At 35.2% G+C, this 16,318-nt stretch carries 8 protein-coding genes; 5 read left to right on the top strand and 3 right to left on the bottom strand.

Annotated features, from left to right (window positions below; all coding sequences use genetic code 11):
- Positions 1-13 precede the first annotated feature (13 nt).
- The 5 genes from ACQY44_RS17380 to ACQY44_RS17400 all read left to right on the top strand — a co-directional run bounded on the left by ACQY44_RS17380 (position 14) and on the right by ACQY44_RS17400 (position 11,558).
- Positions 14-1,426, top strand: coding sequence for an aryl-sulfate sulfotransferase (locus ACQY44_RS17380; RefSeq protein WP_428231563.1), 1,413 nt, complete (start codon positions 14-16; stop codon positions 1,424-1,426).
- 318 nt (positions 1,427-1,744) lie between these two features.
- Positions 1,745-2,734, top strand: coding sequence for a c-type cytochrome (locus ACQY44_RS17385; RefSeq protein WP_428231564.1), 990 nt, complete (start codon positions 1,745-1,747; stop codon positions 2,732-2,734).
- A gap of 42 nt (positions 2,735-2,776) precedes the next feature.
- Positions 2,777-5,779, top strand: coding sequence for a glycoside hydrolase domain-containing protein (locus ACQY44_RS17390; protein ID WP_428231565.1), 3,003 nt, complete (start codon positions 2,777-2,779; stop codon positions 5,777-5,779).
- Positions 5,780-6,073: 294 nt separating this feature from the next.
- Entirely contained in the window at positions 6,074-9,169 is a 3,096-nt protein-coding gene (locus ACQY44_RS17395) for a DUF5107 domain-containing protein (protein WP_428231566.1), read from the top strand.
- A gap of 205 nt (positions 9,170-9,374) precedes the next feature.
- Positions 9,375-11,558: a M1 family metallopeptidase gene (locus ACQY44_RS17400; protein WP_428231567.1), complete on the top strand. Its 2,184-nt coding sequence runs from the start codon at positions 9,375-9,377 to the stop codon at positions 11,556-11,558.
- A 249-nt stretch (positions 11,559-11,807) separates the two neighbouring features.
- On the opposite strand, the gene ACQY44_RS17405 is transcribed toward ACQY44_RS17400, so the two are convergent.
- The 3 genes from ACQY44_RS17405 to ACQY44_RS17415 form a co-directional block, all read right to left on the bottom strand.
- Positions 11,808-12,209, bottom strand: a complete 402-nt coding sequence (locus ACQY44_RS17405) for an OsmC family protein (RefSeq protein ID WP_428231568.1) — start codon at positions 12,207-12,209, stop codon at positions 11,808-11,810.
- On the bottom strand, positions 12,209-14,287 hold the full coding sequence (locus ACQY44_RS17410) for a LysM peptidoglycan-binding domain-containing protein (RefSeq protein ID WP_428231569.1): 2,079 nt from the start codon (positions 14,285-14,287) through the stop codon (positions 12,209-12,211). The genes ACQY44_RS17405 and ACQY44_RS17410 overlap by 1 nt, the downstream gene beginning before the upstream one ends.
- A gap of 94 nt (positions 14,288-14,381) precedes the next feature.
- Entirely contained in the window at positions 14,382-16,286 is a 1,905-nt protein-coding gene (locus ACQY44_RS17415) for a LysM peptidoglycan-binding domain-containing protein (protein WP_428231570.1), read from the bottom strand.
- Between the last annotated feature and the right edge of the window lie 32 nt (positions 16,287-16,318).

Raw genomic sequence — 16,318 nt, forward strand, 5'->3', positions numbered from 1 at the left:
AGAAGCCTTTCAGATGATCAAAAAATTAATAATAAACGGAAGTTTTATTTTGGCATTGCTTGCATTCGTAAGCTGTTCCAAAAATCAAGATAATACTATCACAAATATCATTATTGGAACTCATAGCAACAACGAATTGAAGATTCAGATCGATGTTACTACGAATGAAGAGGTACAGGTATATGCTGAATATTGGTCTGATAAAGATGGAATCAAAAACAAAATAACTTCTCCGGTATCAAAAACAGGTCACTCCCACTCTTTGGTACTTTGCAATATTATTCCTGAAACCAGTTATAGCTATCAATTGGTTACTGTTCAAAACAAAGAAAAAGTTACCAGTAAAGTATACACATTTAAGTCCAGACAATTACCAGAATGGCTGCAAAAGCAATTCAAAGCAAATTGCCCAAAACCGGAACTATTACCTCAAAATTTCAAAAAAGGTTTTATGCTTTTGGCGAAAAGAGAAACTCCGGGAGTGGCTTATATTGTTGATTATAAAGGCAATTTAAGATGGTATCATACTGTAGAAGGAACAGGATTTAAAGTGACTCATTTTACCAAAGAACAAAGTATTATTGCTATTCTGGGGAAAAATGATGAACCTACAAGTTACGGCACCGAGATTCTTGAAATCAATTTGCAAGGAGATACTTTAACTCACATTAAAAAAGGACAAGGCGATTTTAAACAAGTGATTCATCACGAAATCATCAAAAAATCGGCTAACGAAATTGTCACCATCACTGTTGATCAAAAGATAATGGATTTAACTTCTATTGGAGGAAAAAAGAACGATACGATCAACGGAGACGGGATTCTTATTTTAGATAAAAAAGGAAAACAACTCTGGAAATGGAGCGTTTTTGATGATCTAGATCCAATGAAAGATAAGAATTTACTGAAAAACAAAAAGGACTGGACGCATGCCAACAGCCTTAATTATGATAAAGACGGCAATTTTTTACTCTCTTTTTACAACAACGGTCAAATCTGGAAAATTGATGCCAAAACCGGAAAAGCGCTTTGGAAATTAGGAAAAGGAGGAAACATGAAAATGTCTGATGATAGTAATTTCTCGCAAGCCCATGCCGCACATATTAACACAGAAGGAAGTCTTTTATTTTTTGATAATGGTGTTGACAAAAAACAATCTTCTGTCTTTGCATTAAAAGTAAATGAAAAAGAAAAATCAGTAACACTGGATTTCCATATAAAATTACCAAAAGATATTTACAATGACAGAATGGGAAGCGCTTATAGGATTGACAAAGAAAATATTTTAGTCTGTTGCTCAAAACGACATATCACAGTTTTAACCAATAAAAAAGGTGTTTTAATCTGGGCATTAGAATCTGAAATTCCACCTTATCGCGTAGAGTTTATTCCGGAGGAAAATATGAAACCTTTTCTTCTAAATTAAAATTTCTTGTAAGGTTTTGTAAAAATCAAAAGGAAAAATATATGCAATGTGCCATTAGGCACTAAATGTTGGTAGAAAATACATGTTGAAGTTAATTAGGCGTGCCGTAGGTACGCAATAGACATCGCTATGTTGCGTAACTACGGCACGTTAATCAATTTGGTAACTATATAGTTACCGATATTTAGTCCCTAAGGCACATTTTAGTTCTTGATTTACATAAATACTCAACAGGTTTTTGAAACCTGACAATAAAAGCGACACCTGCAAAATTTTCAAAATCTTGCAGGGAAATAAAACAGATTAAAAATAGTAAACATGAAAAAAATAATTCTTATTGGTCTGTTTGCAACATTGCCAATTGTTGTTTTCAATTCCTGCCATACTTCAAATTCTCAAACATTGGCATCAAAAACTGCCGATGATGATTCGTACGTTACAATAGACACGTCAAAAATTCCGGACGATCAATTTGGAGAATCTGTACGTTACGGAAGGGAACTGATGCTGAAAACAGCTTACTATATTGGTCCAAATGGGATCAACGGAAAATACTTAGGCAATAAAATGAATTGTACCAATTGCCATCAGGACGCGGGTACAAAACCTTATGCCTTCAATTTAATGGCGTCTCACGATAATTATCCGCAATATCGCGGACGTGAAAATAAAGTCCTTACACTTGCTGAACGTGTTAATAATTGCATCATGCGCCCGCATTCCGGAAAACCCCTTCCGCTTGACGGAAAAGAAATGGTGGCTTTTCTATCGTATTTTAAATGGATCAGTAAATTTGTTCCGAAAGATGGCAATTTTAAAGGTGCTAAAAACTTAGAAATAGAATTTCCTGATGTAGCCGCAAGTCCGGAAAGAGGAAAAGCATTGTTTGTTGAAAATTGTGCCCGTTGCCACGGAAATAATGGCGAAGGACAATACAATGCCGATAAATCAGGTTACACCTATCCGCCACTTTGGGGCGAATATGGTTATCAGCCCGGTTCAAGCATGCATCGCGTTATTAAACAGGCGCAATGGCTAAAAAGTAATATGCCGTATGATAAAGTAACTCCAGGAAAACCATATCTTACAGATAATGAAGCGCTGGATATTGCGGCTTATGTAAATGATGATGCCATACACACCAGGCCAAATCCTAAAACATTCGATTATCCCAACAAAATGGGCAAACCTATTGATTACGCACACAGTCCTTTTAGCGATAATTTTTCTGAAGAACAACATAAATACGGGCCATACAAACCAATCATTGCGTACTGGAAAAAGAATGGCTGGAAAACTGTTTACTAACTTTTAAATCAAGCATACCCTTTTAACCTGAATATCAAAACAATGAAACTAAACTCACACAACAAACAAATTTTAAGCCGAATATTGATTATGTGCTTTTTCATTCTCAGCATTCCGTTGGTCGCACAAATAAAGTATACGGACGGCAATGACAGCTGGAATCCTAACAAGTTAGGAAATCATCGCGTTGCAGTACTATTTTCCGGTACAGGAAATGTAGCGAAAACCACTATCGAATGGCGCAGAAGAGATGAAAATCCGGAACTTAAAAAAATTATTGTTCAGGATGCTTCAGGCAAAGAAATTCTTAATACCAAAACCGAGAATATCAACAGAGAAAACGGAACAATTTTCTTTGAACCTGTTTCAGGAAAAGGAACGTATTATGTGTACTATATGCCTTATATTGACGAAGGCGATGCTAATTATCCAAAAGGAGTTTATGCCAAACCAGAAAATAAAGCTGATGCGCAATGGTTGTCTAAAATCAAACCAAATTTAGCCGACAATTGCACGATTACAGAAACTCAGAGTATCAATGCTTTCAACAGTTTTTTTCCAATGGAAGTCATTGCAACTGCGGCTGAAACCAAGGATCTTATTGCAAAAAACAGCGGAAATTCATTCCTGGTATTCCCGGAAGACAGATTGTTTTCTATCCGTATGAAAAATGATTTGCCGCAAAGATGGATTCAAAAAGGAGTTCAAAACACTTTTTCAGATACAGCTTTAAAAGGCGAATATCTGGCTTTTCAATTGGGCGTTTACGCTTTACAGGATTTAAGCAATGTAAAAGTGACTTTTTCGGATTTAAAAAATACGAACGGAGAAACCATTTCAGCAAAAAACATCAACTGTATCAATACGGATGGAGTCAAATATGATGGAAATCTTTTCTCTGCTAACGTTTCTGTTTCAAAAGGAAAAATCCAGGCAATGTGGTGCGGCATCGATGTTCCTCAAACTGCTGCTGCAGGAATCTATACCGGAAAAGCGACAGTTGTTGCTGATGGAAAATCTACCCCAATAACACTTCAGATAACTGTAAAAAATGAAGTGACCAAAAACGGAGGAATCGATTCTCCCGAGAAAATGACGCGTTTAAAATGGTTGAACTCAACTTTAGCCCAGGAAAATACAGTAATTGCACCTTATACGCCATTAGTTGTAAAAGATGCTGAAATATCTTTATTAGGCAGAAAATTGGTTTTAGGAACAAATGGTTTCCCAACTCAAATCCAGACTTTCTTTACTCCGGAAATGACTACCGTTACCACAAAGGCTAATGATATTTTGAGTGCACCAATAGCATTTCATTTTATTGGTGCAGCCGGAAAAGAAGCACAATGGAAAAACTCAGGACTTAAATTTACCAAAAAAGAAGCCGGAACTGTTGCCTGGGAAAGTACTTCTACTTCTCAATCGCTTCAAATGGATGTAAATGCTACTATCGAGTTTGATGGTTTTTTACATTATACCGTTAAGATTACAGCTCTTGAAGATGCTGCTTTCAATGACATTAACTTTCAATTGCCAATGCAGCCTTCATCAGCAAAATACATGATGGGATTAGGTCAAAAAGGCGGCGATCGTCCTGCAACTTTTGACTGGAAATGGGATGTTGCCCACAAAAACCAAGATGGTGCATGGATTGGAAATGTGAATTCAGGATTGCAATTTTCTCTTAGAGACGAAAAATACAGTCGTCCGTTAAACACTAATTTCTATCTGCAAAAACCATTATTATTACCAACTTCATGGGGTAACGAAAACAAAGGTGGAATCACCATTACGCCAAATCAAAAATCAGTTTTGGTAAACGCTTATAGCGGAGCCCGCAGCATGAAAAAAGGAGATGTTTTATATTACAACTTCACCTTACTAATTACGCCTTTTCATACCATAAACACAGATTTTCAATGGGATACTAAATTCTATCACAAATACAGTCCAATCGATTCAATCGCTCAAACTGGTGCAACAGTAATTAATATTCACCATGCAAATGCCATAAATCCATACATCAATTATCCTTTTATTGAATTTAAAAAGATGAAAAGTTATATCGATGAAGCACATGAAAAAGGATTAAAAGTTAAGATCTACAATACCGTTAGAGAGGTTTCGAACAAAGCTTATGAAACTTTTGCTCTAAGAAGTTTAGGTCATGAAATTTACTCTCCCGGAAAAGGTGGTGGATTCTCCTGGTTGCAAGAACATGTTGGTGATGACTATATCGCAGCCTGGTTTGTTCCTGAAATCAAAGATGCTGCAATCGTAAACAGTGGTATGAACCGTTGGCACAATTATTATGTTGAAGGAATGAACTGGCTGACTCAAAGCGTTGGTATTGATGGAATCTATCTTGATGATGTTGCTTTTGACAGAATCACGATGAAACGAATCAAGAGGGTATTAACAAAAGACGGACATCCTGGAATTATCGATTTACACAGCGCAAACCAGTACAATAAAAGTGACGGATTTAATAATAGTGCCAATTTATATATGGAACACTTTCCGTACATCAATAAATTATGGTTTGGAGAATATTTTGATTATGAAAAAAATCAACCTGACTTTTTCCTAACTGAGGTAAGCGGAATTCCTTTTGGATTAATGGGCGAAATGCTGCAAGACGGAGGAAATCCATGGAGAGGAATGGTTTACGGAATGACCAATAGATTGCCTTGGAGCAGTAACGCAGATCCTAGAAATATCTGGAAATTATGGGATACTTTCGGAATCAAAGGTTCTGAAATGATTGGATACTGGAGTGAAAATTGTCCGGTAAAAACAACTAATGATAAAGTTCTGGCAACAGTTTACAAAAAGAACGGTTCAGCTTTAATTTCTATTGCAAGCTGGGCAGATACTGATGTAAAAGTAAAACTGAATATCGACTGGAAAAAACTAGGCATCAATCCTGCAAAAGCAACAATCACAGCTCCGGAAATTACGAATTTTCAACCTGCGCAAACTTTTACTGAAAAGGATGAAATTCCGGTAACAAAAGGAAAAGGTTGGTTGTTGATTGTGAAGTAATATTAATCAAACTAAAAGCAAGTATTTGTGCCGTTAGGTACAAAATGTTGGTAGAAAACATAGGTCAGCGAGAGTATATCAAGCGTGCCGTAGGTACGCAACAAAACGATATTCATTGCGTACCTACGGCACGCTAAATTTATTCAAATTCATTTTTTTTCTACCAACATTTTGTACCTAACGGCACATTTAAATATAAATTACATCAATTGACATAAACGAAATCATTTGAAATCTTTTTATCCCGATAGTCATCGGGAGTAGCAAAAATAACCACAAAAATTAGCTCTCCATATGAAACTAAGAACATTTATATCCATTTTGCTCTTTGGAAGCCTGTTTGTCACCGCACAAAATAAACCAACCATAAAAGAATATAAAAAAGTATTCACTACTTATCCTTTTTCAGATCCCGATCCAATTCCAAAACCAGATACGAAGACCTATCCTTACTTCCGTTTTGATGGTTTCACCGATAAGCCCGTTCAAAAAGAATGGAAAGTAATCGAATTGGAAAATGATTATATAAAATTGATGATTTTACCGGAAATAGGCGGAAAAATATGGTCAGCTATAGAAAAATCAACCGGAAAAGATTTTGTTTACAACAACCATGTCATCAAATTCAGGGATATCGCTATGCGTGGTCCGTGGACAAGCGGCGGCGTTGAAGGCAATTACGGTATTATTGGTCACACACCAAATTGTGCCACTCCCGTCGATTATACATTAATAACCAGACAAGACGGAAGCATCAGTTGCGTTATTGGAGTTCTGGATTTACTGACCCGTACCTCATGGAAGCTCGACATCAATTTACCAAAAGACAAAGCTTATTTTACTACAAATTCATTTTGGTTCAATTCAACCGAAGCTGAACAACCGTATTATACCTGGATGAATACGGGAATTAAAGCTTCAAACGATTTACAGTTTATTTATCCTGGACAAAGCTATATCGGTCATAACGGTGAGCATAATCCGTGGCCCATTGATAAAGAAAATGGCAAAGATTTATCATTTTATAAAAACAATGATTTTGGCGGTTATAAATCGTATCACGTATTCGGGAAATATGATGATTTCTTTGGAGGCTATTACCACGATGAAGATTTTGGAATGGGTAGATATGGCAATCACAATGACAAACCCGGTAAAAAAATATGGATTTGGGGATTGTCGCAACAAGGCATGATCTGGGAAAAATTATTGACCGATACTGACGGACAATATGTAGAAGTACAAAGCGGAAGGTTGTTCAATCAGGCGAGTGAAAACAGCATTTATACCCCATTCAAACAACGCTCGTTCGCCCCTTATCAAACAGATTCCTGGACTGAATATTGGTTTCCCGTAAAACAAACAAAAGGTTTTGTAAAAGCCAATAATTATGGTGCAGTCAATGTTAAAAATGAAAATGGCTGGCTGAAAATTTACTTTTCTCCACTTCAAAAATTAAACGAAAAATTAGAAGTTTTTGATAATGGTAAAAAAATCTATTCTAAAGATATTTCGGTAAACACTTTACAATTATTCAAAGATTCGATTCAGGTTGCTGTTGACGAAAATAAATTAAGACTGACAATTGGAGAAAATAAACTGGTTTGGAATTCAGCTCCCGAAGATGGAAATCTAAATCGCCCTGTGGAAATTCCAAAAGATTTCGATAACAATTCGGTTTACGGATTATACCTGCAAGGAAAAAATTATATCGCCTTTAAAGATTATATAAAAGCAGAAGAAAAACTAACTGCTTGTCTGAAAAAAGATCCTAACTACGCTCCTGCCCTTTCTGATCTGGCATCGTTGCTAATCAGAAAATTTCAATACGATGAAGCCATTATTTCGGCAAGCAAAGCTTTGGCAATCAACACTTATGATCCTGCGGCAAATTATTATTATGGTGTGGCAAACTTGCATTTAGGAAATAGCATCGATGCAAAAGATGGTTTTGATATTGCCGCGTCAAGTACAGAATTTCGCAGTGCTGCCTATACGGCATTGAGCAGGATTTATTTTATTGGAAAAGATCAGTCAAAAGCGCTTGAATATGCCGGAAAAAGTCTACTTAATAATCAGGATAATTTAGAAGGACTGCAAGTGTTAGCTGTTCTATACCGTTTACAGAACAATACAGTTAAAGCAGATGAGATTCTAAATAAAATCAACGCTGTGGATCCACTAAATCATTTTGTTAGTTTTGAGAAATTGCTTTGGGAAAATTCAGAAGCATCAAAAGGACATTTCACTTCTTTGATACAAAATGAAATGCCGGAACAGACCTATCTTGAATTAGGAATTTGGTACCAGCAATTAGGACGCAAAGAAGAAGCTTTGAAAGTTTTTTCTCTTGCCGTTCCAAATCCTGAAATTATATATTGGAAAGCATTTTTAGAAAATACACCCGTTGATTTACGCCAAATTCAACCCGGAATCAGTTTTCCTTTCCGTGAAGAAACAGCTGTCATACTCGAGAAATTGATTCCAAAAAACAAGCAATGGCAGTTAAAATATCATCTGGCTTTAATAGAATGGAATCGTGGTAATATTCTAAAAGCAAAAGACCTCTTTTTGCAATGTGCCGATCAACCAAATGATCCTGCGTTTTATGCTGCCAAAGCTTCATTGTTCAAAGATGATTCTCAATTGGTAATATCAGATCTTCAGCAAGCTATTAAATTAGACCATCAAGGTTGGAGATATCATAAATTGTTAGCAGAGCATTATATCAGCCAAAAACAATATGACAAAGCTTTGGCTGTCACAGAACCCTTCTACAAAAACCATAAGGAAAATTATTTAATGGGAATGTTGTATGCCAAAACATTATTACTGAATAAAAAATACGCTGCCGCTGACGCTTTCCTCACCAAACTGAAAATTCTTCCTTTTGAAGGAGCCACGGCAGGAAGACAATTGTATCATGAGGCAAAACTAATGCAGGCTTTAGCCGAAATGAAAAACAAGCAATACAAAAAAGCATTACAATTTATTGCTGATGCCAAATTGTGGCCACAAAATTTAGGAGTAGGAAAACCTTATGAAGAAGATATCGACGAAAGGCTGGAAAACTGGATGGATTATCTCTGTTACACAAGTTTGGGGAATAATGAAAAAGCAACAAAATCAGTACAGAAAATAGTTGCTTTTAAACCAAAACTAGACAATACAGTACTGAACTTTTTACCAGCAAATCAATTGGTTTCTGCCTGGGCGATTGAGAAAACTTCTTCCGCACAAAAAGCTCAGGAATGGCTGCAAAATCAGGCTAAGTTATATCCGGACAATAAAATTGTTCAGTGGGCTTTATTGGTTTACACCAAACAGCAATCGGATATTTTAACTGCGGACGAAAAAGATGGAGAAGTCCGAATTATCGAGAAACTTTAACCCCTTTTGGACATAATATTTAAACACATAAAGACATAGTTTATAGCATTTTTAAAAAGACGTTTCACTTAAAAATAAATCACATAACACTATGCGAAAAAATTGAGATTTTCTTTAAAACAGCTTAAACCTAATTAAAAATCTATGTTTCTATGTGTTTAAAAAGACACCGTTATCAAAAAATAAACTTTACAAAAAAAATAAAATGAACAAGCTATTTTTAAAATATACCGTTTTTAGCCTTATCTGTATGATCGGTCAGAAAACAGTAGCTCAAAACGCCGATCAAACCAAAGATCCTTTATCCATTTATAGAGTTACAGCACTAAAAGTAAATGATTTAGTTCATACCAAATTAGAAGTTTCATTTGATTATGGAAAACGTTATTTGTACGGTAAAGAATGGCTGACGCTAAAGCCTCACTTTTACGAAACCGATTCTCTTACCTTAGATGCCAAAGGAATGGACTTTAAGGAAATTGCCATTATTGACGGAAAAAAGAGTATTCCGTTACAATATACCTATGACAATGAACAGCTTTTTATCACTTTAAACCGAAAATACAAAAGCACCGAAAAATATACGCTTTTCATTCATTACACAGCAAAACCAGAAGAACTAAAAACAAAAGGAGGCCAAACTATCACGGATTCAAAAGGATTGTATTTTGTAAATCCTGACGGAAAAGGCGACAAACCGGTACAAATCTGGACGCAAGGCGAAACCGAAGCTTCTTCTTGCTGGTTTCCTACGATTGATAAACCCAATCAGAAAACAACTTCTGAAATCGCAATGACAGTCGAATCAAAATACACGACTTTATCAAACGGCAAATTGGCTTCGCAAAAAGTCAACAAAAACGGTACCAGAACCGATATCTGGAAAATGGAACAACCCAATGCTCCTTATCTATTTATGATGGCCGTTGGAGATTTTAAAGTATATAAAGACACTTATAATGGCAAAGAGGTAAATTATTATCTGGAGCCGAAATATGCACCTTACGCCAAGCAAATCTTCGGAAAAACTCCGGACATGATGAACTTCTATGGCAAAATGTTAGGCGTAGAATATCCGTGGGCAAAATATGCGCAAATTGTCTGCAGAGACTATTTCTCAGGTGCGATGGAAAATACTTCTGCCACTTTACACGGCGAATATGTTCAGAAAACCGCAAGAGAATTGCTGGATGACAATCAGGAAAGTACGGTTGCACACGAACTTTTTCACCAATGGTTTGGCGATTATGTAACCGCAGAATCCTGGTCGAATTTAACTATGAATGAATCTTTTGCCACTTTTGGAGAAGTACTTTGGCACGGACACGATGCAGGACAAGATGCCGAAGACCGTTCTCGCTATGAAAAATTACAAAACTGTTTGCGTTCTTCTAAAGATGGAGTAAGCCCGCCTCTAGCTCGTTTTCATTACAAAAACAGAGACGATATGTTTGATAATATTAGCTACTCAAAAGGTTCTATCATATTATACGCCGCAAAAAACCAAATGGGCGATGCAGCATTTTTTAAATCACTGAATCATTATTTGACAATCAATGCATACAAATCCGGAGAAACACATCAATTGCGTTTATCGATGGAAGAAATAACCGGAAAAGACTGGAGTCCTTATTTTAACCAATGGTATTATCAGGGCGGAAATCCAATTTTGAATATTGAATACGGGTATGCCAACGGAAAAGCAACAATCGCGGTAAAACAAGTTCAGGACAATTCGGTTCAAACATTTAGTTTACCATTAAAAGTTGATTTTTATGTCAACGGAACTAAAATCAGAAAGGATATTTTGATCGAAAAACGCGAACAAAATTTCAGTTTTGATATGCCGTCCCAGCCGGAATTTACAGATTTTGATCCGGATAAAGTTTTAGTGGGTCAGGTGACCGACAACAAAAAAGTAGCCGATTATTGGTATCAATACAAAAAGGTTCCTTCTTATTATAATAGAATTGAAGCCATTAAATTTGCTTCAAAAGACAAAAGTAATGAAGCTCAATTGATACTTTTGGCCGGCTTAGAAGATCAGCAGGACGATTTAAGGGTTCTAAGTATCAAAGCAATTGATTTAGGAGATTCTAAAATAAAGGATGCTGCCATTAAAACCTTGCTAAACATTGTTAAAAACGATAAAAAAACAATTGCCAGAGCAGCTGCCCTTATAAAATTAGCTTCAACGGGAGATGCTTCTTATAAAATAATAATGATTGAAAGTACCAAAAATCAATCTTATAATGTGCTTGCTGCCGGAATTTGCGGATTGTCAAAATTCTCAACTGATGAAGCTGACAAAACTTTGGCAACATTAGACGAGGATACAAAAAATCATGTAAACCCGTTAATTAAAAAATTTAATAGTCAAAAATATTAGGCCAACGGATACTTAAAATAGTAGCTCAGGGTTGCCTTAAAAATAGTATTTTTTTAAATATTGTTTGTTTTTTGAAGCCTCTCTAATTTGGTTCATTAGAGAGGTTGCTTCAAAAGAACTATATTATCAGCTGACATTTTAAACAAATGAGCTATAAAGATTAGAATTATTATATTTATTAGTTGGTTAGTATTTTAAGCAAGAAAAGGGCACTATTAAAGTGCCCTTTCTTATTTATCTATTAAAAAATTACTTCCAGTTAAAAGTAATTTTCTTTTCAATTTCTGAACTTAAACTCAAAAATACCGGACATGTCATTCCTGCACGTTCCAGAATTGTTCTGCTTTTTTCATCTTCAACACCTTGCATGTCAAAAACAATTTCGATTGCCCCAATTCTTCTTGGTTCAGCATTCATAATTTTTGTTACTTCAGCAGTTGAACCAATGAAATCTACTTTTAAATCGCATGCTTTGATTCCCATAATGGTCATCATGCAACTTGCTAAAGCATTGGCAACTGTATCTGTTGGAGAAAATGCTTCTCCTTTTCCGTTATTATCTAGTGGTGCGTCAGAGATAATTTCGCTTCCTGATTGCACATGCATTGATTTTGTTCTTAAATCTCCTAAATAGGTTACTTTTGATGTCATTAATTTGCTACTTTTAAAGTTAAGTCGGTATCGTAATATAGAATGTACACTCCTTTATTGGCGTGTCCTCCATCTTCTTTTTTATAAAATTGAAATTTATTGTCAACTTGTTCCGTCGTCATTAAATCTGCTGTTTCCTGATAAGTTTTTCCTTGTACCAAACGCATCATCGTATCAAAAGTCACATCAAATCCGCGTGTTGCATATGTATTTGGATTCACTTTATTCTTCAGTCTGTATTCTTTATCAAAAATTAAAACTCCCGGTTCATCACTTTCACGAGTTACAGAAGGATACATAAGTTTTAATTGTACCAGGTTATCAAAATTAATTTCATCTGTGTCAAGCGTGCTGTTTGGCTCTAAAATAACCAACTGTACCTGACATGTTTTTTGTGCATCAATCAGGGCTTTTATGGTTGCTTTTACCATAGCCGTATTTCCTGTTTCCATCACCACATAGTTCATTCTGTTTGGCAATAGCAAACTTTTTAAATTTGCGACATCCAAACCTCCCGTTTCTGTCAAAGCGGCAAAAACAACTCCTTTTTGATTTTGTTTGATATAGCTAATTACCGATTCTTTCTTTTTATCCACAACCGCTACAATGTTTCCGTTTTTACCACGCATATAATCAAAAATGGCATTTTTAACAACCTCATTAGAAGGTATAGTCTGATACAAATTATCAATAGGGTTTGCTTTGTCTTTTGATAATGGAGAAATGACAGGAACATTATACAAGCGTAATGTATTAGCAGTAGCTTCAGCATTATTTTGATAAAATGGTCCAATAACCGCATTGGCATCCTGCAATTTATTTTGAGAAATCAAAGTCGAAACATTTGATGTTGTTTTAGTCTCCTGTGAATCATAAATAGCAACATCTATTGGCAATTTTAAAGTTCTTGCAGAATCTATTGCCATCATTGCTCCTGAATAAAAATCAAGAGTCATATTCAAAAATTTGTCATTCTTTATTTTATTAGCAGTACTGGCAGTATCACTTTGCATTTTAGCTAAATTGAAAGGCAACAATAAAACTATTTTTTTACGCTCGTTTTGTCCTCTTTTTTTAGTCAGCTCCACCACTTCAGGATTAACAGAAACTGTCTCCGATTTTACTTTGTCTATAATTTGTATCCCGCCTCCTGTGTTTTCTACCGGTTTGTCAATTGATTTTTCGACAGGCACTTGTTGTGCTATAATTGGACTTGGTGCCAAATATCCTGCAGGAACTTTTAAAACCATTCCTTCTTTTACTCCTTCAGAAAGTGCCGGGTTCAATGCCGTTAATTCCTCCTGAGTGATGTGAAAAGTATGGGATAAGCTATAAAAAGTTTCTTTCGGTTTTACCTGATACTCCATATAAGAAGTTGCCTTCTTTGACGTTTCTGCCGGCTTTGCCGTACTTGTTACCGGGGGAGTTGAAACTTCTGCTTTAGGTGCTTTTCCTTTAATGGTTAATCGGTAACCAATAGGCAAATTCGAAACGATTTCAGGATTGCGTTTCTCTAATTCTTCGATTGTAATTCCGTATTGTTTAGCAATCGAAAATTTAGTTTCTTTTGCTATAACATCGTGATACACATATTTTTCAGGTGTTTTTTCCTTAACTGGCTTTTCTGTGGCCACCAAAGATTTTACAGCTGATCCTTTTGCAGGAATCACTAATTTTTGTCCGATCTGAACACCATTTTTTTCTAAGAAAGGATTTGCCGCCTTTAAAACCGCATCAGAGATACCGTATTTCTTTTCGATACTGTAAAAAGTTTCTTTTGGTTGTACCTCATGAATAACTTCTTTTGTATTACCACCCGTTTTTGCCACAACTGCTTCAGATTTAACCGCAGCAGATTTTGAACTACTGGTTGGAATCAACAAAACGGTATTAGGTGAAATTCCTCTTCTGGCATCAGGATTTAGCGCATAAATATCATAAGGGGTAACCTTAAATTTTACAGCAATTTGGTTAATCGTTTCTCCGTTCGCAACTGTATATTTAATCACCTTCTCTTGTGAGAAAGCAGAAAATGTTACAAAAAAAACAAGAAACAATAAAGTTGAATAATATTTCATAATAAGGCTTAAAACGATTTAATTTTTAATTCGAAAACAAGGTACTAAATTCTCTTCAATGCAAGATTCCTGCCACTTGTTAATTTGGTAAAAATTATTCTCTAAGATCAATTTCTACCTTTGCAATAACAATCTCTTTATATAACTCCGCTTCTTCATTTTTCTTGCATTTATACAGTACTTCTTCCATATTTTGATACTTATCTGTATAAACGTAGTACGAAAGACTGTTAATATTAAAAAAGAAGCTAGCGTTAAAATCACCAGAATCAATGAGTTTCATAATGAGCTTATCTCTTAATGAAGAGTCTGTAAATATACCTAAAACTAAGTAATAGCCGTTTGAAACTTCTTTAAGATTGTCATAAACTTCAACGCTTACGTTTTTATCAGTTCTAAGCGGATTCTCTTTTAGTTCCTGCTTCATTTCTTCCAGTGAAATTGTTTTTGAATATTCAGCCGGATTCGTTTTATTTTGATTTTTAATCGCCTCATCCTGATATTTTTTCAATTTTATCAAAGCCAGTTTATCATCAAATTTTCGGGCTTCCATACTATAATAAGTCGCTTTACTGATGTGTCGTTTTATCTCAATTTTTTTCTGAGTATCCAGCGAATCAATTTTAGCAATCAAAAACTGATTTTGTGCATCCCCTTTTTCCTGATCTGTTTTGTATCGTTTTATATCTTCTAATGAAAGGCGCTGTTGCAAAGAAGTAACGTTATTATTTTTTTCGTTTTCGCGTATTTTCTTTTTGTATTCCTGATTTTCCTCAACAGCAATTTTCTCTACTTTATTCATCAAGCCGGCATATACTTTTCGGTTTTCTGCCAGTTCTTTTTTTAATTGAGAAGATAATTCACTGGTTTTTCCGATGCTTTCATACGACTGTTTCTCTAATCTTTTTGATTCATTCACATTCAAAATATCCATTCTTTTCAGATCAATCAAATCATTATTCATTGTATTGACTAATGAATCTAATTTTGCCATTAAAATATCCTGAACATTTTTATTGGCTTCCAGAACCAAACGTAATTTTTCAACCGAGTTTTCCCTGGAACCATTCATATCATTCAGATTGACTTTCAAATCATTAATTTTTATAATTTTTTGATTCATTTCTTTCTGAACTACTAATCGATCCTTTAGATCTTCCAGTTCAACCGTTTTTGCTTTTCCTTTTTCGACCACAACTTGTTTTTCGGCGAGAGCCAACATCAATTCTTCGCTTTCGTTGGTTGGTTTGACTTCTTTAGTGTTAATTGCTAATTTATTGCCAACGATTAGTCCGTTTACAATCTCAGGATTTTGAGATTCAAGCTGATCGATTGAAATTCCGTATTTTTTAGCAATCGAAAATTTAGTTTCCTGGGATTCAACTATATGAAAAATAGTTTCCTGATTAATTACGCGAACCCTTCCGTCGAGTGTCTTTCTTTTGTTTGGAATTGAAATTGTCTGACCTATCTGCAATCCGTTAATAAGAAGGTCTTTGTTTAGATTTTCTAAATCATTGACCGAAACATTGTATTGTCTCGCGATACTAAACAAAGATTCTTTAGCCACCACCTGATGGGCTACTTTTGAGGATGTTGTAAGTTCAGTTTTAGGATGCTGCGGGATCATTAATTCCTGGCCAATCTGAAGTCCGTTGGTAAGAATTGGGTTTGCATTTTGAAGGGCTTCAACAGAAACATTATATTGTTTTGATAAACCAAAAAGAGTTTCTTTTGCACCAACAACGTGAGTTATTGACTGGTCCTGAGTTTGTTTTGCTACAGTGTAAACAGGAATCTTAATAATTTGATTGTCTTTGATTCCGTTTTGCGACTCGGGGTTGAGTTTATAAATTTCATCTACAGAGACCTTATATTTTTGGGCAATAAAATAAGCGGTTTCTCCTTTTTGAGTTTTGTGTTCAATAATTGAATCTTGCGCAATTATCTTATTAAAAGACAAAATAAGCACAAGAGAAATCTTTAAAAGTTCTCTCATATACAGTAGGTTTTAAAAAATTAAGGCGTTAC

The sequence above is a fragment of the Flavobacterium sp. genome (assembly GCF_965277525.1).
Lineage (GTDB): Bacteria > Bacteroidota > Bacteroidia > Flavobacteriales > Flavobacteriaceae > Flavobacterium.